Source organism: Leptolinea tardivitalis, assembly GCF_001050275.1.
In the GTDB taxonomy this organism is placed as follows: Bacteria; Chloroflexota; Anaerolineae; order Anaerolineales; family Anaerolineaceae; genus Leptolinea; species Leptolinea tardivitalis.
The window spans coordinates 240,995-267,707 of sequence record NZ_BBYA01000001.1 but is presented as its reverse complement, the minus strand read 5'-3'; the positions used below and the strand labels follow the sequence as shown (position 1 = coordinate 267,707).

Genomic DNA, 26,713 nt, shown 5'->3' with positions numbered 1-26,713 from the left:
GGATTACTCTCTAACGTGTGTAATGATTTCCTCTTCTTCTCCGCTGGGAAGAACTTCAATAAAGTTAATGCGGGAAATCGGCCAGATGACTGTCATTACATTTGGATCAAGGTGAGCCATATCTTTACCATCTCGCTTGCGGGGATTTTTCACAAGGATGATGGTATCGGTGATACCGGGCATATCATCAATTTCGCCCAACACCGGGTCTTCATTCATAATATGCAAAATTACACTGGGCATAATTTCTCCGTAACATGTTGATCAGAAATATGCAAAAGGATCTTAAATGACCCAAGGTTAATCGTATCACCATTCTTCAATGGAGTATCTACATATGCGGCAATTCTCTCACCATTGATTTTTGTTCCATTGGCAGAATCAAGGTCAATGATCATGCATTTCCCGGGATATGTCTTGATTATGGCGTGAAGGCGGGATACACCTTTTTGAAATGCACCATACTGTGAAAGGTCAACATCGGGAATAAGTGCCTGGGTTTTACCCATCCGCCCGATCGTATATTCGCGATTTTCTTTCAACCTGAGTTTTTTTCCGGTTTCAATGAACTCAAGAACGACTTCGCTGACGCCATCGGGGATTACATTGAAGATTTCTGCACCGCACTCAGAACAAAACAGAGTGCCATTTCGTTCTTTATGATGACAGTTGGGACATTTAATCATTTTTCGATTCTTTCGCCATGGGTAACAACAGTGCTCGGGTTCCGTACTTGATTCGTTTCTCTGCTTCCGGGCTATAGCCCTTTCCACTCTGGATTTTTTCCGCCTCTGAGAGGACCATTTTACCCAAATTATCGCTTTCCTTCTTTTGAAGAAGCCGGGTTGCCAGGTTTTTCAGGTGCCGGGTGGCATTCACATGATCTCCAGCAGCTTCCTCTTCCCGGGCTTTTTCTTGCAGGCGATACAGGGTTAGCTTCTCAATTGCCTCCACCAGTTCCCTTGGAGGTATAGACTTTTCCTGGTCTTCCCGTACTGTGCGCCTCAAAGAAATTTCGATCCGGTTCAAGGGTTCTTTCCGGGTAGGAATTTCCATCGTTAATATACCCTGAAGCAATGTGATGGTTTCACCTTCATTCAATTTTGGTGCGATTTTATATTCAAGCAATATCTTAATCCGGTCATTAAAGGGTAGATTTCCCAGACGCGCCTGTATATCCACCGGTAATGGACTTGCATCCGGGTATATTCGGAACATATCCACCAGTGTAGCCTGTGGTGAACCTTCAATATGCAAATTCAGGTTGCAGGCATAAACTTTGCTTAATGAAGCAACTTGCGATCGAATAAACTGCCGTAGTTCATCAACACTGGTTACCAATCTGGCTGTTCCACCACTCAAACCGGTCAGACGGTCAAGGAATGTATCATTCCATTCGCTTCCAAATCCAAGTGCACTGATGATGATGCCTTTATCACCAGCCTGTTGAGCTAATTGGAGGCATTCCTCTTCATCGCCGTATGTGTGACCATCGGTCATTAATATTAAATGACGGTTCGTGTCTTTATTGCTTGTTTGAGTTAATACATCCAGTCCGCATTCCAATCCCCGCAATATCTCGGTACCTCCGCCTGTCTGAATGCTGGCAATCCTCGGGTCAGACAACATGGATTTTTTCACCCGTGTCGGCGGAATGACTTGCTCAGCACGATCACTGAAGGTCACAATCGAAACCCAGTCATCCTGCCGCAGCTGCTTCATCAGCTCGTAGGCGGCTTTTTTAACCATATCAATGCGTTTATCCTGCATGGATGTAGATCGATCGATCACTAGGCAGACACTACTTGTGGGTAACACATGAGCTTTGGCTTCTTCGGTATTAATAATTTCCAAAAGAGCATAAATGTATTGTTCTTCTGGAATTGCCTGTAAAGATTCTATGGAAAATTGTGCTTGGGCAATGACAGGTGGACGACCTTCATTAATGGCCTGCGAGATCAAGTAGTCAATCCGTTTTTCCGTGTTGGAAAGAACGTCATAGGCTTTTTGAATAGCCATGAACTGATTGGCGGCATCCGGTGAAGGATTGGCATCGGGATGCAATCGTCTGGCAGCATCAAAATAAGCATGCCGAATCTCATCAGGAGACGCATTATTGGATAATCCGAGTGTCTCAAAAAGACCAGCCCCCATTCGAATTTTCTCCCGTTAATCGAAATTTTGAACCAGGATTACAGAAATATTATCCGGGCCGCCAGCCTGGTTGGCCATATCCACCATCTTCTGGCATATTTCCATGGGAGAGCCGGATTTTCGAAGGATTTTTTGAAGGTTTGTCTTACCGACAACACCCCAGAGCCCATCGCTGCATATGAGCATAGAACCAGGAGCCGGGAACGTCAGGGTTTCAATATCCGGCCGGTATGGCTCGGTTTGACCAACAGCGCGATACAACACATTCCGCTGAGGATGAACGCTCGCCTCTTTTTCAGAAATCTGCCCCAATTCAAGCAGCCGTTTCACTAGGGAATGATCTTTTGTGACGGGTTCTAGCTCCCCATCCATGCGGCTAAAATACGCACGGCTGTCACCAACATGCCCGAAAGTCACCTGGTCACCAATGACAAGAGCAGCCGTTAAAGTTGTTCCACCACCAGGTGCAGTGCGAACAACGGCATCCTGGGCAGCTTCAATCCCCTGTTCCATAAGTTCCTGCATGCTTGTATCCATCGAAGCAGCAGATCCATTCAACATTGGAACAATCAATTTTTCCATAAGGAAACTGCTTAAAGCTTTAATGGCGGCTCCGCTGGCTACTTCTCCATGCTGGTGCCCGCCCATTCCATCAGCTACCATAAACAGGCCGAAGGGGAATTCTGAAGTTCCTTCACGCAAGACAGAACTGAATGCGAAAAGTGCATCTTCATTATGTTCCCTCTGCTTCCCTACTGATTGACAGGTACCGAAAGTGTACTGTCCAACCATATGGTGTTCACGAGTCTTTACACTTGGCCTGGGTAATTCGTCGGTGACCGGGGGTGTTTTCATATCACCGGTTTCATCCTTTTTTCGGAATAATCGACCCAAATTCATATATTTTTCCCAATAAAAGATTTTTTTGGGTCAGACTGGTAAGGCATAGAAAGTGTGATCCACCGAGCCAAAATATATAATGTCATTATACACGATTGGTGTTCCGGTGATGGGCCCTCGGGTGGGGTATTTCCAGCGCATGCGGCCTGACCGATATTCAAGGCAGTAAAGATAGCCATCGGCTGAACCGCAAATCAGATTATCCCGATAGATTACTGGCGAACCGCTGACCTGATGATCTGTCTTGAACCGCCAGATTTCGCGTCCATTGGCACCATCAACACTGTAGATGTTTCCATCTGCGGACCCAAAGAAAAGTAAACCATCCGCCGTGCAGGGAGATGACACAGATCCTTTACCCATTCTAAACCGCCAGATCGTCCAACCCGTTTTCGCATCGAGAGCATAGAAAGTGGAATCCACTGAACCAAAGAAGATGCGGTTGTTTGTGATCAACGGAGAAGACGTAATCGCCCTTTTGGCCGTAAACCGGAACTTTACAGTACCCCGGAAATCACAACAGGTCATCTCGCCGCTTTCGCTGCCAAAATAAATAAAATCATCGGTGATACATGGTGTTGATCGTATGGCATCTTGTGTTTCCACCCGCCATGATACTTTATTGGTGGTCAGGTTGATGGCATAAAGGTAACCATCATCTGAGCCGATAAATACATGACCTTCCGCCACCCGGCCTGAACTGCGCACAGGGCCGCCGGTCTGTACTTTCCAGACTTCCTTACCATTTCGGGCGCCAACCGCATAGACATGGTGATCCTCTGAACCAAAGATCAGTTTGCCTTCCTGCAAGACAGGCTGAGAAACGATGCCGCCCTCGGAGGGGAATTTCCATCGAAAAGATCCATCATTGGCGTCTAAAGCATACATGTTATTGTCATACACACCAATGTAGGCAAGTCCGCCGTCAACTAATGGAGTTGCCCTGATTTCATCCTCGCATTCAAACTTCCACACCGGTTTGATATCACTCTCCGGTGCCAGCGATATTTGCTGTGGCTGGGCAACAGCATAATGAGGGATCGTCGGAATCCCTTTGCGTCCGGCAACCGCCATTAAGGCTTCTTTCATGGCTGCCGCTGTCGGGTATCGGTCTTTGGCATTGTAAGCTAGTGAGGTATTGATCACAGCTTCCAATTCAGTTGAAACCGCAGGGTTGATTTGTCTGATAGGACGTTCACTGAAAGTAAACGGGGCTTCGATTCGGGGATCTTTCTTCGTCAACAGATGATGGAGAGTAGCTCCCAGAGCATAAATATCAACGGTTGGATTGGCTTCACCCCGGTATTGTTCGGGAGGAGCGTAACCTTCCGTCCCGATCATGGTCCCTTTTTGTCCAACTTTAAAAACTTTGGCAATTCCAAAGTCAATCAAAACGATATGATCATTCCGATTGACCATGATGTTAGAAGGTTTTACATCACGGAAAATAATAGGCTCGGGTTTATGGTTATGCAAAAATTCGAGCACATTGCACATTTCAATAGCCCAGCCGATCACCTGGTCTTCAGGTATGTTCCCCTTCACATCAGCCAGATATTTTTCAAGATCCTTGCCGTCAATATATTCTTGAACAAGATAATACCGTTCATTAACCTCGAAAAAGTCGAATATCTTCGGGATAGATATATGATTCAACGATACCAGAATATTGGCTTCACGCTCAAAATTCATCAGCATGGTCTGGCGCAAAGCAGGGTCACGGGTCTGGTTGATCATTTCTTTAACAGCAACCAGCTTGACGGCATTGGAAAAATGCATATCTCTGGCTCTATAGACAGAACCCATTCCCCCCGCTCCGATTACATCTTGAATCAGATAGCGGTTAGCCAATATTGAACCTGCAAGTAACGGTTTTTCCGTTTCCTGCCAGGTTTGTTCTTCTGGGGGATAACCCTGAGTGTCCAGTCCCTACTCCTCTTCCCTGTATCCAAACTGATTCGGATTATGCAATGTGTCAATTATAAGATTATCCGTTATTGCGTGCAACTATTTTGCAACATGCATAGACTATCCCCCTATCCGTCAAGTGGTCAACCCCGGCAGATATCACACGGACAAAGTGCCCGCAGATAGTCCCAACTGAAGATTCCTTCATGATGTCCATCTTCCCATTCAAACGCCAGTGCATACGTACCAACTGTATCGGCTCTTCGCAGGTGAACAGCCGGTGAATCGGGAAGTAGAACATCAAATACTGCCGGATCAGGGTCTTGACTCATTTTCTCATGCCCGCCGCGGCAAACAGCACACGGACATCCCGCCCGCAATAAGGTGAACGGGTACCGGCTGATGTGACCATCCTTCCAGATGACTGTCAATTCCTGTTTGGATTTATCGGCAGTAATGTCTTTTGGCAGGTTGGACATGATTCCTCAATTCTCAGGGACAACTGCCAGGTAATCGGCCGCCGCCCAGCCAGACCGGGATCCGTCTTTGGGAGATTCCAGTTTCCACCAGTTATATCCATCTTTATGCGACGGACCATCTTTCACCAGGAATTGTTCGCCATCTTTCCCTAAAACAACAGGAGCCGCCGATACCCCTGGTTCAGCCCGCAACCTGAGGCCGTCGCCTTCTGTTCCCGTAATTTGCACCATCACACCTATATCAATTTTACCGGAGGCCATTTCTTCCGGTGAGAGTGTTGGCGTTGGTGAGACTTCCGTTGGAAGGATGACTGTAGCAGTGGGAGCAGGAATGACGGTAAAAATGGCATTTGGCGCTGTTGAACTGCCTGCCGGACGAAAAATGAACAATGAACCCAGGCAAAGCACCATCAAGATAAGGCCAAAGAATAAGGAAGCTACAAACATCCCAGATGTAAATCGAATTCCCGACGATGATCTCATTGGATAGCCACCGGGAGAAGGAAAAATGCCAGACCAAGAATCAGGTAAACAGCAAGCAAAGAAGCACCTTCCAGCCAGTTAGACTCACCATCCATGGATACGAGGGCGGCAATAACAACACCAGCTCCCAGTGAGACAAGCTCGAATGGATTGAACATAAGCGTCAAAGGATGTCCCATCGCCAGGCTGATAAAAACCAGAAGAGGAGACACAAACAGGGCTACTTGCAGGCTTGATGACAATGAAATTTCAATGCTTAATTCCATTTTGTTGCCGATGGCAGCCTGAACTGCCACCAGATGTTCAGCCACATTACCAACAATGGGAATAAGGATGATCCCAATGAAGAATTCAGACAAACCAAACTGACTTACCACGCTTTCAACAGCACCAACCAGTAATTCACTGAGCAATACCACTCCCAGAGTGGCTATCACCAGCACTATCACAGCGGCTGTTTTGCTATAAGTCGGTTTGGAATGTGAGGTTTCTTCCTGACCGGCCGATATGGGGGAATTATTGTATTTCAGACTGTATATGATACCCAGCACATATAAGACGATCATCACCCCGGCAACACCGAGGCTGAGAGTTTCGACACCAACCGAGCCCTCATCACCCATGGAATGCCCGAAAAAGGAAGGAATCACCAGTGCCATAATTGTCATAGCCAGCAAGACTGCATAATTCCCCGCCTGTTTCCGGTCAAATCGCTGACTTCCGTTTTTCAAACCGCCAAGCAGCATAGAGGTACCCATGACAAGCAACAAATTTCCCAGAATGGAACCGGTAATGGAGGCTTTTACCAATTCAAGCAATCCTTCGCGGATAGCCACGAGTGTAATGATCAATTCTGCTGCATTTCCCAGAGTGGCATTCAAAAGCCCACCGATTTTCGGTCCAGTGTAATGTGCCAGAGCTTCGGTAGCTGAACCGATATACCCTGCCAGAGGGATTACACCCAGAGCAGCCAGAATAAATACCCAGGTATCGCCCCAACCTCCGAAATGCGCCAGAGCCGCCGCCAGTGCGGCTGTCAGTAGTATGGTTGTGGGATTCTCTTTCAGGATTTTTTGCATCGTCATGGTGTCAAATTATACATGGGAATAAAGCCAGCCGGAACCTTCAGGCAGGCTGCATGTTATAATCCCCAAAGATGACATCGCCTATTTCTACAAATCCGATTCTATCGAATCGTTATCAATTATTGCAGACTCTGGGCAGCGGAGGAACCGCTGTGGTATACCGGGCTCGAGATTTGATGCTGGAGCGACAGGTTGCCATTAAAGTTTTACGCTCCGATTTTGGCAAAGATGAAACCTTCCGCGAGCGTTTCCGTCAGGAAGCCAGAGCGGCAGCCAATATATCTCACCCCAACATTGTCACTGTGCATGATTTCGGTCTGGATCATGACCGTCTGTTTATTGTGATGGAATTTGTCCCCGGAACCGACCTGAAGACAGTCATCAAACAACACGGTCCCTTCTCGATCGAAGAAGCCATTCCGTTAATATTGCAGGCATGCGCAGGCCTGGGTCATGCCCATCGGTCTGGCATTGTGCATTGTGATGTTAAACCGCACAATATGCTGGTTACCCCTGAAGGTCAGCTCAAAGTCACTGATTTTGGGATTGCTCGTGCCCTTGCCGGGATCCACCCGGATGAAAAGAGTGATGTTGTCTGGGGATCCCCGCAATATTTCTCGCCCGAACAGGCTTCTGGCTATGCACCATCACCTGCTTCTGATGTGTATTCACTGGGTGTGGTTCTCTACGAAATGTTGACCGGTCAACTGCCGCTCAATGCAGATAATGCCACCGAATTGGCGCGTATGCATCGTGATGAACCTCCCATCCCTCCGCGGCAAATTCGGCCGGATATTCCCCCTGCGCTGGAACGAATCTTGCTAAAGGTTCTATCCAAAGAACCGTCTGCTCGTTACCGGACGGCAGATCAATTCGGACAGGTTCTTTCGACATTTGGAAGAATACCTGATTCAAATCCGGTGTCTGTTCCAGTCGTGGAACCACCCGTTGCGGCAGTTCATCGCGCGAATCCGCAACGGTATTCCATCCGTCAATCGGTTGGTGCCGATCTGTGGGAAAGAATAAAACAGGAAGCCAGGGAATTGGACTGGGTATCAGTTGGGTTGGGTATTCTGGCGGTTGCCGCCGTGGGCGGTTTGATCCCTTACTGGACCTATATTTACCTTTTTATCAGTTCACTACAACATTAGGATTATTTTTATGTCCGTAATTCTTTCACCTTCTATTCTTTCAGCTGACTTCTCCCGGTTGGGCGAAGAGATTCGTACTGTTGAAAAAGCCGGTGTTGATTGGATTCATATCGATGTTATGGATGGTCATTTTGTCCCCAACATGACCATGGGGCCGTTCATTGTTGAGACCTGTAAACGCATCACCAGTTTGCCGCTGGATGTGCATTTAATGATTGATAATGCCGATAAATTCGTTGAAATTTTTGCCCGTGCGGGTGCCGGATGCCTGTCAGTGCATCTTGAAGGCAATCCGAATATTCATCGAACGCTTCAGGTAGTTCGCAGTCTGGGTGTCAAAACAGGTCTGGTGCTTAATCCGGGGACACCGGTTGAAGCCTCCTCTGCTGTTGTACACCTGGTAGATTATGTGTTATTGATGTCGGTAAATCCCGGCTATTCCGGTCAGAGTTTCCAGCCGGAGACAGTCAAACGTGTTAAACAGATGCGTTCTCTTCTGGATTCGATCAATCCAAATGCTTCTATTGAAGTAGACGGCGGTGTTACAGCAGACAATATTAAAGAATTGAATGAAGCCGGTGCTGATATTTTTGTGGCGGCTACCTCAATATTCAAGCATCCCCTGGGTGCCATGGAAGGAGTCCGTGCGCTTCGAAAAGCGCTGGATTAAACAAAAATCACGGCCTTTGCCGTGACCTTTGTTGCGAAATTTTTTGAACAAATGGAGATTATGAAACTTTCACCATTGTCCGCATGCATCTTGCGCAAACCACCATCTGAACCTTGCGTCCTTTATCATAGACCGAGATCTTCTGAAGGTTGGGACGAAAGATGCGGTTTGTGGCGCGCTGGGAGAAACTTCGATTGTGACCAAATGTGGTCGTTTTCCCACAACATTCACACCGTGCCATCTTGAAATCCTTTCAAATCTTGATTGCAAACAGCATTTTCATGTACTGCAAAACGGCATTTTACCACAATTCGTATCTTTGCTCAAGAAAACAGGTTAAGTATATCAGAGAGGGTATCGTCCATGAGCGAAAGTAACAATAAATACGGAAACATCTATGTCTCACACCATGCCATAGCCACCATCGCCTGCCAATCGGCACTGGAATCCTATGGAGTTGTGGGGCTTGCAGCAAAAAATCTGGTCGAGGGTCTTGCCCAGGTTCTGGTTAAAGATCCTACGCTGGGTGTTGAAGTTCACTATGATGGCAAGGCAATTCAAATTGACCTGTACATCATTATCGAATATGGCACCCGGATCACCTCTGTTGCCAGCAGTGTCGCTGATAGTGTTGTGTACCAGGTTCAACGAGCCCTGGGTATCCCTGTCAGCCATGTTGATGTGCATGTCCGCGGACTTCGCATCAGTAATCCCGATTAGCTTTGCCATCATCTGTCATTTTTAGGAGCTCTATGAGTAACGAATTGGAAAACTCCCCTGTGTTGACCACACAGACAACCGTCACATGCACATCCATCGATGGTCAGGGGTTAAAAGAACTGATTGAAGCCGCTATGACCTGGGTTAAAACCAACCAGCAGACGATCAACGCTCTGAATGTATTTCCTGTTCCTGATGGTGACACCGGAACAAATATGCTTCTAACCATGCAGGCAGCTTACAGCGAAATTGCCAACTCCGGTGAGAAAAATGTAGGTAAGATGGCGCACGCCGTTGCCCAGGGTGCCTTGATGGGCGCTCGCGGCAATTCAGGGGTGATCCTTTCACAAATCTGGCGTGGATTTGCCCGCGGATTGGATAGCCTTGATTCAATGGATGTTGAGGTTTTTGCCCGGGCATTAGACGAAAGCCGGGCAACTGCCTATAAAGGTGTTGTCCGCCCTGTTGAAGGAACAATTCTGACGGTTATTAAGGATGTATCCATTGCAGCCAAACAGGCCGCTCTGGAAACAACCGATCTGATGCAAATGCTGGAAACGATTGTCAAGGCAGCCGATGATTCGGTTCAACATACCCCCGAATTACTGCCGATTCTTAAACAGGCTGGTGTCGTTGATTCTGGCGGCAAAGGGCTCTTCTTCCTGTTGGAAGGTATGCTGCGCCATATGAAAGGCCTGCCAATTGAAACGGCTCTGACCACTGTTCAACCCCTGGCTGCCATGAAACTCGATGAGACCTTGGAAGAGGTTGAACCCGGTCAGGATTTCGAGGTGGTGGTAGATTTCCGTCCAGATGCCCCCCTGAACCTGGAACAGTTTTATGAAGGTCTCAGTGAAATCGGTACATCGATACAGGTCGGAGAAGGCGATGGTATGTACCGCATGCATATCCATGTGCCTACAGAGAAGAAATATGAACCTATCGAATACACCTTAAAACTTGGTACGGTGACCAAAGTTGCCATGGAGAACCTGCTGGCGCAAATGGAAGACCGTCAGGAAAGTAGTGAACAAAAGATCACACTTGCACCAGTCGAACCCGGTCATATCGCCGTTGTGGCGGTTTCACCCGGTAAAGGAATCTCCCGCATTTTTGCCAGTCTGGGTGTGGCAGCCATTGTCGAAGGTGGTCAGACCATGAATCCATCCACCGAAGAGATTTTACATGCACTAGAGAACCTGCCTACCGATAAAATCATAATTCTCCCAAACAATAAAAATATCGTGATGGCAGCCCAGACAGCCGCTTCTGTGACCGTGAAAAAAGTTGCTGTAATTCCCGCAAAAACTGTTCCTCAAGGCCTTTCCGCCATGCTTCGGCTCGTTGGCGATGCTGATTTTGATCATGTGGTAGAGGAAATGAATGAAGCGATTACTGAAGTGGAAACCGGTGAGGTTACGGTAGCGACACGTACAGTGGAAATAAACGGAGTGGATGTAAAATCAGGCGAGGTCATCGCCTTGTTGAATGGGAAATTGGTCAATGCCTCACCCACCCTGGAAGAAGCCTGCACCAGATTATTGGAAAGCGCAAATACCGCCGACCGTGAACGGATCACCATTTTTTACGGTTCCAACATTTCCCGGAATGATGTCAACCGAATCACAGATGGTATCCGCAACCAGTATCCCAACCATGAAATTGAAGTACACGAAGGTGGCCAACCACATTACCAGTTCATTTTTATGATTGAATAACATCTATGCCGCCCATCACCATCCTCACTGACTCGGCTGTTCAAACCATTCATAAAACATTTCCGGGGGATGACCTGATTCAGGTTGTTCCTCTAATGCCGGTTGAAGGGACTCATCCTGAAGGATATCGCCTGTTGGCAGGTACGGATCAGGAAGTTCAATCAACTCTTCAAAAAGTCAGTCAAACGTCCGGAAGCATCATTGCTATCCTTACCTCCGGCTCGATTTCGGCTTTCCCTAACCAGATCCTGAAGTTGATCAAGGCAGCCTCTGCTCCGCCGCGTCTGGTGATGATTGATACCCAATCGATCGGGATAGGTGTCGGTTTTCTCGTAGAAAAAGCCGCCGGTCTGGCTTTATCTGGCAGATCACCGGCCGATATTGAACAGATCATTCGCGAAGATTGTTCAACAATTTACTCCACCATGATCCTTCCTGATCTCAAACCACTGGTTCCGATGGGGTTGGTGGATGCCGCGCAGGCAAATGCGGCATCTATTCTGGGAATTCATTCTATCTTTTCTCTTGAAGATGGCCTGCCCACTCCGTTATGCAAAGTGCGGTCGCGCCGGGCGGCCTATGAGTATCTGGTCGAATTCATTGATGAATTTGAGAAGTTTCATGTCATTGCAGTTGTGCAGGAATCCAAAGCAGAGACAGGGGATATTCAGATCATCACAGATCATTTGCTCGAGTTTTTTCCAGGGACAGCGCTTCAGGTCTATTTTCCCAATAAAGCCTGGAATTTTGTTTTTGGTGAACACAGTTACGGTCTGGTGATTGTGTCGAATGAAAGATAATCGTTAAAATTCAGCCATTCCTCTTCCCGGTGCTATAATCCTATCCAGGAAGCAGAAATGGATGAGCTTGTTCTGGTTCTCAATGCAAACTTTGAACCGATACATGTCTGCAATACCCGGCGGGCGATAGGATTGATACTCGCCGATAAGGCTTCGTTGGTGATGAACGGGAGGGGTGTAATTCATACCGTTAATCATGATTATCCGCGTCCATCCATTATTCGGTTGGAAAAAATGATCCTGCGTCCACGTCCACATAACCAATTGAATCGGCGAGAGGTATTCCGCCGGGACAATTACACCTGTCAATATTGCGGTAAACACTCGACAACATTAACCATCGACCATGTGATTCCCCGTCATCAAGGCGGTTCTCATACCTGGACTAATGTAGTGGCTGCCTGTGCCAGTTGCAATCATCATAAGGGTGGAAAGACACTCGATGAGGTAGGCATGCATCTCCTGCACATTCCACATGAACCACCGACTACAGCGATGTATGTTTTCGGACACCACCTGCAGCAAAACGGAGAATGGAAAGAATTTCTGACAGGCTGGTAGCAGCTGGTATTCTAGTTTACGTCAACGGAACAGTTGTACAGCTATCTGGGGGGTGATCCATGTCTCAACAAGTGCCGCCAGAGCCAGAAGCGGCATAACCACGCCGATCATGATCTTAGTCCAATCTGCCAATGAGCGCACCCATGTTTCACCGAATGTTTCGGTCACCGTTGGGGTAGCCATGCGTGCACCGGCATACACCACAGCAGCTGTTGCCAGAATAGCGGCAGGAATCTCAATAATGCCATGAGGCAAAACCAACCCTGTAATCAGTAGGGCAGACGGCAAGCCGTTGTTTAATAGAACCTGATACAGGTATCCGATAATGGCCAGGGTAATATAGAGAGGGAGCAGTCCAAGAATTCCAAACGAAAATGCTCCAAGTAACAGACCGACCAATAGTGCCCGCACGTTTTGCCACCAGATGGACAAAGCCGGAGCAAAAGAAAAAATCGGCCAGTATTCCATCAATTTTTGAAGATTTTCTGGAAAATTCGATCCACCTTTTGGAAGAACGAGAGGGAACATGGAGACCAGATAGCTGCCGGTGATTACAGCACCAATCCCAATAATCACAGAAACAAGTACAGCCAATCGCATCCGTGATATTGTAGCCGGTATGACCCGGCGGTACCAATCGGCAAGATCAGTTGCGTTTTCGGTAAATTGGCTGCAGAATACCCGCCAGCCCCACCTGAAATTCAGCACATCAATCTCGCGTCCAAGCAATTCTTCCCGTTGGAAATGAGCCAGCCCGACCCTGATCAGAAGAATAGAAAAAATCGACAATCCTACTACCACCCACCAGAGCGTGGCATAGTTTCCCCAGAACATCACCACGCTTTCACCCTGGATGAGGAAGGCAACCGGCAGAATGATGAAACTGGACAGAAGATTGGCTGACCGTACTGAAGTTGCCTGGCATGAAACAACCACAGCCCCAGCCACCATCATAAACGCCTGTACGGTTGTCATGCAGACCACCAGGATCAGTAATTGTGGGTCAGGAATCGGAATATGCGAGATGACCAATCCGGTCAGGTATACCGACATTCCCAGGTAACTGGATAAAAGCGGGGGCACCGTGGAAGAAATCAACTTACCCAGATACAGCTGCCAGTCTTCCAGCGGTGTGTTCAATAGCGGTTCAATGCTGCCGCGCTCTTTTTCACCTACAAAGGATTCAAGAGCAATCACCAGAGAGACAGAAATGGGGAAAAATCCCACGATCATCAACAGAAAAGGAATAAGTCTCTCGCCGATAATGGTTGCACCGTATTTATTCACAAATCCCAGCATCTGACTGGCTGTAAAATTCATCAAAAACGGGAACAGCAGTGTCAACCCGATGATGGGAAAGATAATCCGCCAATCTCGAAATTGATCGCGCACCTCACGTGATGAGATCACCAGTACTGGATGCAGGGCATTATGCATGGATTTCCTCACGATCCCGCGAAATGGCTTCCAGGTAAGCCTGTTCAAGGCTGCGGGTCATCTCGTGGAAAGAGACAATCTGAAGGCCGGCATTAACCATGTCACTCATGAGTAAAGGATTGGTTGTCTCCGGGTCCTCCACCATAAATTGTAGTGACTTCTCACCGCGCGTCAGTATCTTCACACCGTCAGGCAGATTTGGAGAATACCCATTTAAGTTTCCTGAAAACCGGGCTTCATAGACGGGTGATCCCAATAATTCACGTTTCAATCGGGTTGTTTCGCCCTGATAAATGATCTTTCCCAGGCGAATAATGGCGATCTGGTCGGCCAGTTGCTCTGCCTCTGCCAGGTTATGGGTACACAAGAGTATGGTGCGATGCGATGCCTTCAGATTCTTGATGGCATCTCGAACAGTCTTTGCGCTTTCCGGATCCATGGCAGACGTGGGTTCGTCCAACAAAAGAACCGGCGGATCGTGAAGCATTGCCCGCACCAGTGCCAGTTTCTGACGCATACCTTTGGAATACTCACCCAATCGTTTCGAAGCCGCAAAAGCCAGTCCAAAGGTGGTCAATAATTCTGAGGTGCGGTCGGCAATCAATTTATCCGACAGGTTATACAGGCTTCCATAGAATCGCAGATATTCACGGGCATTCATCCTACCGTAAAGACCGTGATGTTCCGTGAGAACACCCACAGAAGCCCGAACATGACTGGCTTCCCGGACCACATCATACCCTGCCACCCGTGCTGTCCCCGTGGTCGGGCGCAGAACTGATGTCAACATACGAACAGTGGTCGTCTTCCCGGCGCCATTAGGACCAAGCAGAACGAGTACTTTCCCGGCACCCACATTTAGATGAATATGGTCAACAGCCAGGATATCGTCAAACTGTTTGCTGAGATTTTCAGCGAATATCATTCGAATTCAAGTACCTCATACCAGGTACTCATATTATAGACGGTCTGTTCATTCCTTTTCAGAATCAGATTCGATTTGTACAGCCTCAGCATTACCAGATTCTTCTGCTTCTGTTTCCTCTTCATCCACAGAAAGTGGTCGATTACGCAGACGAACAAGCAATACGATACTGGCGCCCAGGGCGGTGAGGCCCATTAATGTCTGATTGATATTCAAACCTGCCACAGGAGATGGATCCAACCGCAGGAATTCCAGTAAGAAACGTCCCACCGGATAGACAATAAGATAGGTCAGGAAAATATCTCCCGGACGTAAAATTCTGGCAAATTTCTTTCCCATCCAGAGAAGCAGCCCCATGTTGAGGAGATTCCAGATGGATTCATATAAGAATAATGGATGATAAGTAGCCACATCTTGATAGGCCGGAAGCCGGTAAGCTGGATCAATGGTGATAGCCCAGGGAAGGTTGCTGGGAGCACCATATAATTCCTGATTGATAAAGTTTCCCCAACGCCCGATCGCCTGCCCAAGCGCCAATCCAGGAGCAATCATATCGGTCATGATGCCAAAATTGATTTTTGTCTTCCGGCAATAAATATAAAGTGCCAGAGCACCACCAATTACAGCACCGGGAATTCCCAATCCACCATTCCAGATGGCCAACGCGTCCAGGGGATGAGTAAAGTAATAGTTCGATCCCCATCCACGAGCCTGCATGGAAGCAGGAGGAGTCAGCACATGCCACAGGCGGGCGCCAACAATTCCTGCGATTAATATCCAGGGTAATGCATCCCAGATGACATCAGGGTTTTGCCCGTACTTTACCGCCAGCCGAGTAGCCAGCCAGGCAGCCAGCAACGCCCCGAGCATAATGATGACACCATAATAATGAACATATAAAGGACCAATGGCAAAACCTTGTGGCATTTTAACTGACTACCTTTCGAGGATTACTTTTGAGAAGAAATCTGATCATACGCCTGTTTACGTACAAACCAGATTCGCTGTAAAGCGGTGAAATTGGCTAAAATGGCAATGATCCAGACGGCAATAACAGGCTGATTGACCACCAACAGCGGGGCAAGGACCAGATACCGTTCAACCCGGGTCAAGATACCCACTTTTGCAGTATAGTTCAGCGATTCAGCCCGAGCTTTTACATAAGAAACCAACACAGAACCAGCTGCCGCCAGATACACCACAGCGCAGCTCAATGCATCATTTATCAGCAGAAAATGGACAAGCAAGCCGCAGAGAATGATCAATTCGGAATAACGGTCGGTAACCGAATCTACAAAGGCACCAAACGTGCTTGAATCTCCGCGCAAGCGGGCAATTGCTCCATCCAGTGCATCCAGAGGACCGCACAACAGAACCACAATTCCACCGATTGTAATATGACCAAATGCCAGGCATCCGGCTCCTATAAAATTCCCCACAAGCCCCAGAATTGTCACGGTATTGGGGTGCACCCCCAGTTTTAGAAAGAAACCTCCAATCTTATCCAGTATACCTTTGGAATGAAAACGGAGGAATTCTTCAACGGATTTTGGAGGAGTTTGACTGGCCTGTTCCACGAATTGTGCACCTGTATGCTGCATGATTGTGATGGCTTATGCTATCCTACCCGGCAAATCCTGTCAAGCAAGGTATGCAGGGTAAAAAGATTATTTGAATTTACCTTCACCTTCCTCATCACCACCGGAAGAATCATCATCACGGCTTACAAGCACATCACGTTCGCGTCCGCCTGGATTTTGCGGTCCAACCACGCCAAGTTTTTCCAATTCATCCATCAGCCTGGCAGCCCGCGGATATCCTATGCGCAATTTTCTTTGCAACAGCGAAGCGCTCGCTTTTTGCATCCCCCTCACCATGTCCACAGCCTGCTCCACCAGGGCATCTCCCGACAATTCTTCGTCATTCGGCACCAGGTTTTCCCATGGACAGGCTGGCTCGGCAGAATCTTCTGCAGGCGGACAAATTTTTCGCCAGAAAGTGACGATCTTATCTATTTCTGTGTCGGTAACCATAACGCCCTGAACACGCTGCGGTGAACTGGCATCCGAATTAAGAAAGAGCATGTCGCCACGGCCAAGCAGGGTCTCGGCTCCATTGGTATCCAAAATAACACGGGAATCAATGGCTGATGCCACTGTAAAAGCAATACGTGCCGGAAAATTTGCTTTGATCACACCGGTCAAAACGTCAGTACTGGGACGTTGGGTGGCTACCACCAGATGAATGCCTACACCGCGTGCCATCTGCGCCAGCCGCACCACATTCTGTTCGGTCTGATCAGGGGCGGCCATCATCAAGTCGGCCATTTCATCGACCAGAATGATGATTCGTGGAAGGGGTTCCATTCCCTTCCGTTGCATTTTTCGGTTATAAGCATCAATATCACGGGCTTTCTGGGTTTCCAGTAATTTATACCGGTTTTCCATCTCCACAACCGCCCATCGAAGAACGGCCAGCATGCGCTCAACAGTGGTTTCTACATGACCCAGAAGGTGTGGAAGTCCGTTAAATCGAACAAGTTCAACTTTTTTCGGATCAAGGATGGCCATACGTAAATCGGCCGGAGAATTATTCATGATCAGACAACTGATCATAGCACTGATACAAACTGACTTGCCTGAACCGGTTGTGCCGGCTACCAGAAGATGGGGCATTCTGGCCAGGTCTGCCACTACAGGGTTTCCTGATACATCCTTGCCCAGTGCAAGAGTTAACGGGGATTTGGTTCTGGTAAATAACTCAGATTCAAGGATGGGCCGAAGCCGCACGACAGTATTATTGGTATTGGGAATCTCAATTCCGAGAAATGATTGGCCGGGAACTGGCGCTTCAATTCGCAAACGTTTGGCTTTAAGCGCCAATGCCAGATCACGTGACAGAGCGGATATTTGAGCTACCCGGATTTTCTGCTGGGTAATATTGCCGTCTATTCCAACTTTTTCAATAAAGCCGGGCTCAACGGCAAATTGTGTCACCGTAGGGCCGATCCGATATCCGGTGACTGTTGACGGTACGCCGAATTCATTGAGGGTTACTTCAATTTGTTCCGCCAATTGGTGAATCACCTGTGGATCGGGTTTCTCCACCTGTTCGCGGGCAAGCAAATTTATTGGAGGGAGGCGGACGATACCATTCTTCCCTGATTCAGCCGTATGAATGATATCTGCCTGTGCAGGGGCTGCATCATTCGTCATTTCATCCTCTTTGAGGATTTCTGCCAGGCTGTCTAATGAATGGGGAATGGGTTTCTGTATTGGGGGTTCTTCTTCGACCGGTGAAGGCTGTTTTGTATGCAGTGGTTGTTGCGATCTGGCTTGAGGAGGTGTCATCCGGACAACGGCCTTTTTTACAATGCTGTGTCGTATTGGCCATAAGGTGGCGACTGTTGTTACGATGAGCAGACTGAACCAGAGCAGTATATTAAAAACACCGGGAAGGAGAAATTCGCCCATACGCGCCAATCCCCAACCCACCAGACCGCCGTCCTGTCCGGCCGCTGCCCGGTCAACCGAATTACCACCCCACACGGATAATAGAGCCATCAGGGAAAACAACATTCCTTCAGCCCCGAGAATCTGAATCAAAGGATATGAACGTGTACCATGTGGTTGACGGAGAGCCGCCACACCGGCATAACCGCATTGCAGGGCAAATAACACACTGCCCCATCCCAGCCAACGCCTCAAGAATGCCGTGAAAGGAGTAAGGAATGCACCTGAGCTGATCTGTGTCAGACCAAACAAGATCAGTATACTGGTTATGATAAGAATGACACCTATACCGTCTTTACCGGTCCACTCAAAACCTGCATCATGGGTATCGGTAAAAACAGGCAGAGATGCTGTATCGATCTCTTCGGCAGGTATTTCGCCGGAGGGATTTTCGTCTTCAGGAATGTTTGAAATCATCAGTTCTGTATATATCCCAGACCGAGTCTTCGTCGGTCTGGATCTATATGCAAGATTTGTACCTTTATGGGCATTCCAGGAGAGAATAACTCTTCAAGAGTCTGGGAGGTCTGATCAAACTCGATTGATGAGATATGGATCAATCCCTCAATACCTTCGTTAAGACGGGCAAACACCCCAAAGCGGGTGATCGTGGTTACAAAAGCCGGTACTTCATCACCAGGTACATATTTCGCTGAAACCAAATCCCAAGGGTTTTTTTGCAGCCGTTTGTAAGACAGGGCTACCCTTGATGTCTCTTCGTTGATCTGTAAAACCATGGCTTCAGCACAATCGCCGATGGAGAGAATATCACCGGGGTGTTGGACACGTCCCCAGGAAAGCTCTGAAACATGAATCAAACCTTCCACACCGCCCAGGTCAAGGAAAACACCGAAATCCGTAATGTTAGTGACTTTCCCTTTAACAACATCGCCAATTTTCAAGCTGCTGAAAAGTTGCTTCCGTCGGCCTTCACCAGCCTGAGCCGCCCGCTCGGAAAGAACAATCCGATCCAATGATGGTTCGCATTCAATAACTTTCAAACTCAATGAACGGCCAATGTATTCTGATAGTGTGGCTTTTCGTTCTTCTTCATCCACACCGCAAGGCATTTCAATCAGATGCGAAACAGGTACAAATCCCTGAATTCCATGATCTTGAACCAGAAGACCGCCACGGTTATATCCATAAACCTGAAGTTCAATGATCTCATCGTTTTCAAAGATGGATTTAACCCGTTTCCAGTCAACCAGCATAAGTTCTGTTGATTGTTGAGCCATAACGGGTGTGTCTGTGAAATCGCTTGTAGAGCTTTCCTCGTCAGCCAGAACGGCTGCCCACCAACCTTCGTCCATTTCATCCTGCATAATTTCTATCGGGATTGTTTGAGGTTTCCCCACCATATAAAAACCCTCCGACTGACAATAAAGCCAGTAAAAAACTCCGAATAATTATAGCTTAATCTACGCCAGAATGTTCATTAATGTTTCAATTTGTGTGAGATTCCCTGGCTTCTTTTTCCATTTGTGCGATTTCTCTTGCGACTGCTTCCAATGCTACCCTCTGCTTGCGATATAAATCAGCTTCTGACATCGCAAGCTTTGTGGCAATTTCACGCACCTTCTTACCTTCGAGAAATTTCATTTCCAGAATGTTATACAACATCCATTCACCGGTAAACCGTCGTTCTCCACCGGGGCGGACTTTTTCGATGGCAGTTTTTAAGAGCGCACGGAGTGCATTCGGATAATTACCATCATGCGTCTCCAGCATATCTTGAACAATTTTGAGGCTTAACAACGGGCTCTCCGTAAGGCGAGGACCACCCCAGTAATGCGTCAGGGCATCTTTGACCCAGGTGGTCATCTCTTCATCCACTGGACGGGTAATATCAAGTACATGCTCTGGTTCATACCGTCCGGCAGCCCGTAACTCTGACAGATAATCAATATCCGGTGTTAATTGTTCAAGCGAGCGGAATAATTGTTGTTGAATATGCCGATCACGTAGCGCAATGGTCGCCCGGAAAGCCAGTTGTTCCAGACTTTGTTTTTGTTCGAGTTCCAGATGTTCCGATTTTATCCCTGTTACACCCAGCAAACCCAGCAACTCAGAAGAATCATCTGTTTCCTGATGATAAAGCGGAAGTATCAGGGTTTTATTCCACAGGAACGTTTCCATTGAATTGTTCGTCTGACGGACAAGCTCAACAAGTTCAACAGAACTGTTTTCTTCATCCAACCAATCGATATTGCCTGTCGTTTTGACCAGCTCCATGCCGTCTCCATTGATGGCGGCAATAAATGCTCCGCCTGCTTGAAGTCGGTCGCGGACGGCAGCCAGGATCATTTCAAGGAATTGGCTGAGGTCATTGCGGGTGACCAGCCGTTGTTCCAGATTATTGAGTAACTCCAGGTCTTTCTGATCATTTCCATAAAAAAGCAGCCGCTCCCATACCGGTGAAAACAATGTGACCATGTATTCACATAGCAGTATCGCAATTACCATGATGAACGGGACCATACCGCTGTACGGATTACCAAAGACATTCCCTGCCCGCCGTACAACTGTGACCAGCCCAAGTGTAATAATTGCCGTAACTGGACCGCGAATGATCCACTTCAACAGGCGGCTTTTAACTACCCTGTCTGGCCAGGGGACACCAAAGAAAGCTACAGAATAAGCCATCAATACAATCAATCCCCCCATGATCAAGTTGCTCAGGGCAGAAATCGTCCAGAAAGCCAGAGAATGCTCGAGAGCGATCTGCGAGTTATACAGTAGAAATGGGAATGATCCAATGGCCGGTGCCAGTGCTCCGGTGATAAGGTAAGCCATTCGACGGCGGCTGGTCGGTGTGGTGGTGCGCATATAGGAACGCACAAAATTGATCCATGCCATTACCATGGTTACAAAATAGTACAGGAAGAGGAATCCGGTAAAAATCGTCGGGCTGAGATGCGGTGCGCTTGAGATTTCCGACGATGATTCTCCCACTAGCAAACCCAAGGGCAAAGCCAGAAGAAAGACCAGACTGGCAATATAAGACATACGAATAGCCAGTTTACGCCGCCACCGGCTCGGCCGTCCTGTGGTTGCCAGAATGGCATCAGAAAAATTCAAATAGATGGCGGGCAAAAGCGTGATTCCAACATAAGAGAACTTCAGCCAGAATTCGGCTTCTACCAAATCAGTGGATGTACTGGCCAGAGCTTCACCCGTAAATATGACAGCCACGCTGATCATGATCAAAGCAAATGTCCGTGCAACCCGATCGCGCAGGTTAAATGTCAGACCATACAGCAACAGGGAAAAAGCTGTAATAGCAATACCCGCCGAGAGAATCTGGCTGGTGGTACGGAAGAAAACAAGAAGACCGGTTACCCAGGTATTCATAAATAATCAGGAATTCAATGTTTTAATCACCCGTGAAAACAGGATGGCAATATCCTGATTTTCAAAGTAGTTATCATTGTATCCGCAGAAATCAAAACCCAGTTTTCTCACCAATTGAATACCAGGATAATTTTTACTTTGCATTTCGATAATCATACGTTTCAGGTGTTTACGGCCAGCCCATTCCTGCCCGGCTAGAATTAACGCCGTACCAATTCCCTGCCGACGATTACGCTCTCGCACGACAAGATCACGAATCCAGGCTGCATTTGATGCAAGCTGCTGCCAGATGGTGATATATCCAACCGGTGTATTGTTTAACACAGCTTCTAAAACCACAGAATAGGAATTCTGCGGACTGTGAACGAGGTTTGGCTGGTGTGGATACTCCACCCGGATATTCCTTGGGAGAGTTATCTCGCGGAATTGGACTCTGATTTGCCCATCGGCTGTTGAACGTTCCATCTGCCAGACCTTATTGGTCTGGTAATGATGTTCCAGGTTGCTGAGCAAAGGCAGGTCACTTACGACTGCCGGGCGAATTTCGACTTCAGGCATGAAAAGAACCTCCAGTTATTGGGAAGACAGAATTCGAATCGGTACAACACAGGGCGGCAGGGATTCATTCTGCTGGTTGATAACTACCAACCGCAATTCATAATCTCCCTGTGGTAATTGGGAAATATTCCAGGCACCAATTTCTGCATCAATTTTGATTTCATTGCCTGCAGCAATGGTCACCCAGTTGTTTTGCCCAGGTTGTCCGTATTCATATTTATAAAAGCCGAAACCCGGAACATTTGTGGTGCCCTTCAGTTTGATTGTTTTGCTAAATTCCTGTCCGGGAACCACATTCGTAAACTCCAATTGACCTGGAATACAGCCATTGGACTTCGCTGGCACCGGCGTTCCTGTTCCGGCAGCTGCCGGACTGGCGCTGGCCGGAGGCAGGGTGACTGTTGGAGTTGCAAGCAGGTTCATGGTTGGTGTCGGCAGGATTTTTTCCTGAGGCATGAACGGTGAAACGAAGGTCACCAGCACAAATTCGGCAGCAGCCAGCAGTACCATCAACCCGAACATGGAACCGGCTGAAGCCAGTTGACGGTTGGCATTCTCGCGTTCCAAACCAAAAACGGCGGCCCGCCGCTCTTCCAATGCCTGAACAACCTTGCGCAAGTAAAGAAGCCCGATCCCCCCGGCAAGTATATATATCCAGACCTCATTTTTGGTCAGGAATCCAAGTGTTTCGATCATCGCTGCATGCTCATCCCAGCCGATAAGTTAAATACAAAACTGGCCGCCCGATAAACGGATAACATTCCTTCTGCAAGGATAATGCCAATCGAAAGGTTAATCGAGGTTGCGTAAAAATGCCCGGATAATGCGCTCCATCTTTGGAACCAGCACTTTTCCTGCTTCCAGTACCTCTTCACCAGTGGTTATAGTTGAACCATCCAGACTGGCTTTATTACTGATACCGGAAAGTCCGAGCACACGGGTATGGCCGTGGACGGCCACAATGGCTTCGGGAACAGTTGACATACCTACTGCATCAGCGCCAATGGTGCGAAGAAAACGTAAATCAGCAGGAGTTTCAAATGACGGACCCGACAGATTGACATAAACACCTTCCTGCATCGGGGTATTGGTCTCCTGGGCAGCCTTGCGGGCTAAAGCCTGTAACTTTCGGTCATACACCTGACTGACATCCGGGAAACGAACGCCAAATTGATCCAGGTTTGGACCGCGTAACGGGTTAAGTCCCGTCATGGTGACCATCCCGATGTGATCTGTGATCAGCATTACATCACCGGCGGAAAAACCGGGATTCACTCCGCCGGCAGCATTGGTCAAAACCAGGATTTCGATCCCCAGACGTTGCATCACCCGGATGGGAAGAGTCACCTCTGCCATAGAATAGCCTTCATAGTAATGCAGGCGTCCCTGAAGCACCATGACTTCCTGATTTTCCAATTTTCCCACCACAAGCCGGCCGACATGGCCGGGTGCGGTGGCTTCAGGCCAATTGGGAATATCTTTGAACGGGATAATATCCGGAGATTCAATCGTATTGGCCATATCGCCCAATCCAGAACCCAGAATCAGGCTGACACGTGGTTTGTAATGTAATCTCTTTTGAACAGCCTGGGCAGCCAGATCAATTTCTTCGAAAGTAAAGTATTCCTTCATTCGATCACCTCTTCCTGACTATTGGTATAAACCGGCGATTAGGTACCGGCGAATTATAGTACGGAACGTCCTGCCTATTTACTCAGCCGAGCGAATGCAGAGAGTGTTTTTTCCACCGCCGCATCGTTGATCCAATAATGGGTAACCAGTCGAAAACGCCGATCGCCGGTCACACCGACTTTAATTCCGTCTGCAGATAATCTTTCAGCTATTTCACGGGCTGAATATTTAATCGATTCATCCACCGATACAAACACCATATTCGTGGAGGGCATTCCAAAATCCAAATGGAAACCCGGTATATTGGCCATTCCCTCAGCCAGTCTGCGAGCCCGGGCATGATCTTCCCCCAGACGCAAAGACATTTTTTCAATGGCAATGATTCCTGCGGCCGCCAGAACACCCGCCTGCCGCATTCCTCCGCCAAGCTGTTTCCGCAAACGCCGTGCTTTATAGATGAATTCTTTGGATCCACATAACATCGACCCAACGGGTGCACATAATGCCTTGCTCAGGCAAAATGTGACAGTATCTGCCGGTTTTGCCAATTCAGATGCCTCAACTCCCAGAGCGGCGGCCGCATTAAATATTCGGGCACCGTCGAGATGCAGATTCATAGTGTGTTTCTTCGCCAGTGCCGCCACCTGCCGTGTATAGTCGGGGGTAAGCACCACGCCACCGCAGCGGTTATGCGTGTTTTCCAGAAGGATCAATCGGGAAATTGGGAAATGGACATCTTCCCCGCGGATAGCGCTTTCAATATCGTCCAGTTTCAAGGTTCCATCGGGCTGATTGGGAATGGTATGTGGAAACACACCCCCAAGCGCAGAGATTCCACCCTGTTCGAATAGAAAGGTGTGAGCCAATGTTCCCATGATCGCCTCGTCACCCCGCTGGCATTGCGCCAGAACACCAATTAAGTTTCCCATGGTTCCCGAAGAGACAAACAGGGCAGCCTCTTTGCCCATCTTCCGTGCCGCCAGCTCTTGCAAACGGTTGACGGTGGGATCGTCTCCATAGACATCATCGCCCACTTCCGCGCTGGCCATAGCCTGCCGCATTTCAGGAGTAGGATGGCTTACAGTGTCACTGCGAAGATCTATAACATCCATTATTGCCTCCAGGTTTATTGCTTCCGTAACTCATCCAGACAGGTCTGCAGATCCACCGGCAGCGGAGCTTCAAAAGTGCGCGGCCGGTTTTCGCCGGGCAGACAGATTTCCAGCCGGGAAGCATGCAGAAATTGCCGTGTTAATGGCAGGGTGACTTTCTTTCGACCATACACAGTATCTCCAGCTACCGGGCAGCCGACAAAAGCCATGTGCACCCTGATCTGGTGCGTCCGCCCGGTAAGGATATGCACTTCCAGCAGCGTATGCTGTGGAAAGGTCTCGCGTGTGAAATATTCGGTTACAGATGGCCTGCCGCGGCTCTCTGGTGTAACGGCCATTTTTTGCCTGTGTGATGGATCGCGCCCGATGGGGGTTTCAATCCGGCCGTTGGGTGTGCGCGGATGTCCATCCACCAGGGTAATATACGTTTTCTTGACAGTCCTTTCCTTGAACTGTCCCTGCAGCCATTGATGGGCAGAGTCATTCTTGGCAATCACAATGAGTCCGGAGGTATCTTTATCCAAACGGTGAACGATACCTGGTCGTTTTTCTCCCCCCACCCCTTCCAGGTCAGGATCATGGCCAAGGGCGGCATTGACCAAAGTTCCGGTGAAATGACCTATGGCCGGATGCACAACCATTCCGGCTGGTTTATTGATGATCAATAAGTCATCGTTCTCAAAAATGATATCGAGGGGGATATTCTCTGGCTCTACGGAGGCTGTCTCGATTTCAGGTTCAATAACCAGGATTTCTTCACCACCTTCCAGAAGCATACCCGTCTTCTGGGGAAGCTGGCCATTTACTTCAATACAAAAATCACGGATCAGGTTTTGAATCCGCGAGCGGGAAAGATGCGGCAGTTGGCTGGTCAGGTAGACATCCAGCCGCATGGGTTGTGTTTCTGAAAAGACGAAGGTGGTCCGTTTTTCCGTCAATCGTTTCAGTCTTCCCTGTCTTCTTTGTCATCAACCGGTTCAAGAACAGCATCCGCCTGTTGTTTTTTCTTATCTTTACGTTCTTCGAACCAGACATAGATCAACAATATAACCACACCCACTGAGATGCAAGAATCGGCAATATTGAAAACCGGGAAATTTCCAATGGAAATGAAATCAGTTACATAACCCACAGTCACCCGGTCAAAGAAATTACCGAGCGACCCGGCCAGTAATATTGACGTAACCAGGCGCAGCAACTTGCTGTCACCTATTACCCGCGGGTAATAATAGATGATGATCACACTGACAGCGGCAGAAAGCACCGCAAAGATATTTCCATTCCCCTGAAACATGCCGAAAGCTACACCGGTATTCTGCCAGTGAACAAAGCGGGCATACGGAGTCATCCAATCCCAGGGAGACCAGATCTCACCAAGAGAAAGGTTCGTACGAATGGCATATTTGCTCCACTGGTCAAGTGCCGTTAACACCCCCGAAACGATAAATAAAAACAGGTAATTTTTTATAGTCTTAGTCAATGACAAATCTCCCATAACAGCGGATGCAATTTTACCTTATCTCAAACAAACCTTACGTCAGGTTATTGTAAACA

At 48.1% G+C, this 26,713-nt stretch carries 28 protein-coding genes; 6 read left to right on the top strand and 22 right to left on the bottom strand.

Translation table 11 applies throughout. The annotated features are described in order from the left end of the window. Positions 1-3: 3 nt before the first annotated feature. The 8 genes from LTAR_RS01285 to cax form a co-directional block, all read right to left on the bottom strand. Positions 4-243: a hypothetical protein gene (locus tag LTAR_RS01285; RefSeq protein ID WP_062420320.1), complete on the bottom strand. Its 240-nt coding sequence runs from the start codon at positions 241-243 to the stop codon at positions 4-6. Beyond that, the gene (locus LTAR_RS01280) at positions 231-686 is read right to left on the bottom strand and encodes an FHA domain-containing protein (RefSeq protein ID WP_062420319.1); all 456 of its coding nucleotides are present in this window, start codon (positions 684-686) and stop codon (positions 231-233) included. The genes LTAR_RS01285 and LTAR_RS01280 overlap by 13 nt, the downstream gene beginning before the upstream one ends. Continuing rightward, positions 679-2,154: a VWA domain-containing protein gene (locus LTAR_RS01275; protein ID WP_062420318.1), complete on the bottom strand. Its 1,476-nt coding sequence runs from the start codon at positions 2,152-2,154 to the stop codon at positions 679-681. The genes LTAR_RS01280 and LTAR_RS01275 overlap by 8 nt, the downstream gene beginning before the upstream one ends. A 15-nt stretch (positions 2,155-2,169) precedes the next feature. Continuing rightward, on the bottom strand, positions 2,170-3,054 hold the full coding sequence (locus LTAR_RS01270; RefSeq protein ID WP_062420317.1) for a PP2C family protein-serine/threonine phosphatase: 885 nt from the start codon (positions 3,052-3,054) through the stop codon (positions 2,170-2,172). Between the two features lie 30 nt (positions 3,055-3,084). After that, positions 3,085-4,980: a serine/threonine-protein kinase gene (locus tag LTAR_RS01265; protein WP_062420316.1), complete on the bottom strand. Its 1,896-nt coding sequence runs from the start codon at positions 4,978-4,980 to the stop codon at positions 3,085-3,087. Positions 4,981-5,105: 125 nt separating this feature from the next. Then, a complete protein-coding gene (locus LTAR_RS01260) occupies positions 5,106-5,441 on the bottom strand; it encodes a gamma-butyrobetaine hydroxylase family protein (RefSeq protein WP_062420315.1) in 336 nt (111 codons plus the stop codon). Between the two features lie 6 nt (positions 5,442-5,447). Next, positions 5,448-5,924: an SH3 domain-containing protein gene (locus LTAR_RS01255; protein WP_062420314.1), complete on the bottom strand. Its 477-nt coding sequence runs from the start codon at positions 5,922-5,924 to the stop codon at positions 5,448-5,450. Then, positions 5,921-7,009, bottom strand: a complete 1,089-nt coding sequence (cax, locus tag LTAR_RS01250) for a calcium/proton exchanger (protein ID WP_139044376.1) — start codon at positions 7,007-7,009, stop codon at positions 5,921-5,923. Before cax ends, LTAR_RS01255 begins: the two co-directional genes overlap by 4 nt. Positions 7,010-7,080: 71 nt before the next feature. Here cax and LTAR_RS01245 point away from each other — a divergent pair, with 71 nt between their 5' ends. Continuing rightward, positions 7,081-8,160, top strand: coding sequence for a serine/threonine-protein kinase (locus tag LTAR_RS01245; protein WP_062531946.1), 1,080 nt, complete (start codon positions 7,081-7,083; stop codon positions 8,158-8,160). 10 nt (positions 8,161-8,170) lie between these two features. Beyond that, on the top strand, positions 8,171-8,830 hold the full coding sequence (gene rpe / locus LTAR_RS01240; RefSeq protein WP_062420311.1) for a ribulose-phosphate 3-epimerase: 660 nt from the start codon (positions 8,171-8,173) through the stop codon (positions 8,828-8,830). Positions 8,831-8,888: 58 nt separating this feature from the next. On the opposite strand, the gene rpmB is transcribed toward rpe, so the two are convergent. Then, positions 8,889-9,071, bottom strand: coding sequence for a 50S ribosomal protein L28 (gene rpmB / locus LTAR_RS16790; protein ID WP_081419731.1), 183 nt, complete (start codon positions 9,069-9,071; stop codon positions 8,889-8,891). Positions 9,072-9,193: 122 nt separating this feature from the next. Here rpmB and LTAR_RS01235 point away from each other — a divergent pair, with 122 nt between their 5' ends. Genes LTAR_RS01235 through LTAR_RS01220 form a run of 4 tightly spaced genes read left to right on the top strand, consistent with a single transcriptional unit; the run spans position 9,194 to position 12,629 of the window. Then, positions 9,194-9,550 (top strand): Asp23/Gls24 family envelope stress response protein, encoded by a 357-nt coding sequence (locus tag LTAR_RS01235; RefSeq protein WP_062420310.1) that lies wholly within the window; start codon positions 9,194-9,196, stop codon positions 9,548-9,550. Positions 9,551-9,582: 32 nt separating this feature from the next. Then, positions 9,583-11,268, top strand: a complete 1,686-nt coding sequence (locus LTAR_RS01230) for a DAK2 domain-containing protein (RefSeq protein WP_062420309.1) — start codon at positions 9,583-9,585, stop codon at positions 11,266-11,268. A 5-nt stretch (positions 11,269-11,273) separates the two neighbouring features. Further along, positions 11,274-12,068, top strand: coding sequence for a DegV family protein (locus tag LTAR_RS01225; RefSeq protein ID WP_062420308.1), 795 nt, complete (start codon positions 11,274-11,276; stop codon positions 12,066-12,068). A 57-nt stretch (positions 12,069-12,125) separates the two neighbouring features. Continuing rightward, positions 12,126-12,629 carry an HNH endonuclease gene (locus LTAR_RS01220; RefSeq protein ID WP_062420307.1) on the top strand — a complete coding sequence of 168 codons (504 nt, stop codon included), beginning with the start codon at positions 12,126-12,128 and terminating at the stop codon, positions 12,627-12,629. Positions 12,630-12,650: 21 nt separating this feature from the next. On the opposite strand, the gene LTAR_RS01215 is transcribed toward LTAR_RS01220, so the two are convergent. The 13 genes from LTAR_RS01215 to lspA all read right to left on the bottom strand — a co-directional run bounded on the left by LTAR_RS01215 (position 12,651) and on the right by lspA (position 26,639). After that, positions 12,651-14,066 (bottom strand): stage II sporulation protein M, encoded by a 1,416-nt coding sequence (locus tag LTAR_RS01215; protein ID WP_062420306.1) that lies wholly within the window; start codon positions 14,064-14,066, stop codon positions 12,651-12,653. Further along, entirely contained in the window at positions 14,059-14,991 is a 933-nt protein-coding gene (locus LTAR_RS01210) for an ABC transporter ATP-binding protein (protein ID WP_062420305.1), read from the bottom strand. Before LTAR_RS01210 ends, LTAR_RS01215 begins: the two co-directional genes overlap by 8 nt. 48 nt (positions 14,992-15,039) lie before the next feature. Next, a complete protein-coding gene (gene lgt / locus LTAR_RS01205) occupies positions 15,040-15,918 on the bottom strand; it encodes a prolipoprotein diacylglyceryl transferase (protein ID WP_062420304.1) in 879 nt (292 codons plus the stop codon). A 23-nt stretch (positions 15,919-15,941) separates the two neighbouring features. Next, positions 15,942-16,592, bottom strand: a complete 651-nt coding sequence (locus LTAR_RS01200; RefSeq protein WP_062420303.1) for a CDP-alcohol phosphatidyltransferase family protein — start codon at positions 16,590-16,592, stop codon at positions 15,942-15,944. A 66-nt stretch (positions 16,593-16,658) separates the two neighbouring features. Further along, a complete protein-coding gene (locus LTAR_RS01195; protein WP_062420302.1) occupies positions 16,659-18,920 on the bottom strand; it encodes a DNA translocase FtsK in 2,262 nt (753 codons plus the stop codon). Then, entirely contained in the window at positions 18,920-19,864 is a 945-nt protein-coding gene (locus LTAR_RS01190; protein WP_062420301.1) for a 30S ribosomal protein S1, read from the bottom strand. Before LTAR_RS01190 ends, LTAR_RS01195 begins: the two co-directional genes overlap by 1 nt. Before the next feature lie 85 nt (positions 19,865-19,949). Continuing rightward, entirely contained in the window at positions 19,950-21,857 is a 1,908-nt protein-coding gene (locus tag LTAR_RS01185) for a histidine kinase N-terminal 7TM domain-containing protein (RefSeq protein ID WP_062420300.1), read from the bottom strand. Positions 21,858-21,863: 6 nt separating this feature from the next. After that, on the bottom strand, positions 21,864-22,415 hold the full coding sequence (locus LTAR_RS01180; protein ID WP_062420299.1) for a GNAT family N-acetyltransferase: 552 nt from the start codon (positions 22,413-22,415) through the stop codon (positions 21,864-21,866). A 15-nt stretch (positions 22,416-22,430) separates the two neighbouring features. Next, positions 22,431-23,111 carry a hypothetical protein gene (locus LTAR_RS01175; RefSeq protein WP_062420298.1) on the bottom strand — a complete coding sequence of 227 codons (681 nt, stop codon included), beginning with the start codon at positions 23,109-23,111 and terminating at the stop codon, positions 22,431-22,433. Between the two features lie 96 nt (positions 23,112-23,207). Then, on the bottom strand, positions 23,208-24,047 hold the full coding sequence (locus LTAR_RS01170; protein ID WP_062420297.1) for a purine-nucleoside phosphorylase: 840 nt from the start codon (positions 24,045-24,047) through the stop codon (positions 23,208-23,210). A gap of 74 nt (positions 24,048-24,121) precedes the next feature. After that, on the bottom strand, positions 24,122-25,159 hold the full coding sequence (ltaE, locus tag LTAR_RS01165; protein ID WP_062420296.1) for a low-specificity L-threonine aldolase: 1,038 nt from the start codon (positions 25,157-25,159) through the stop codon (positions 24,122-24,124). Between the two features lie 14 nt (positions 25,160-25,173). Beyond that, on the bottom strand, positions 25,174-26,097 hold the full coding sequence (locus LTAR_RS01160; RefSeq protein WP_201775923.1) for an RluA family pseudouridine synthase: 924 nt from the start codon (positions 26,095-26,097) through the stop codon (positions 25,174-25,176). A 5-nt stretch (positions 26,098-26,102) separates the two neighbouring features. Further along, positions 26,103-26,639 carry a signal peptidase II gene (lspA, locus tag LTAR_RS01155; RefSeq protein ID WP_158423369.1) on the bottom strand — a complete coding sequence of 179 codons (537 nt, stop codon included), beginning with the start codon at positions 26,637-26,639 and terminating at the stop codon, positions 26,103-26,105. Positions 26,640-26,713 lie beyond the last annotated feature (74 nt).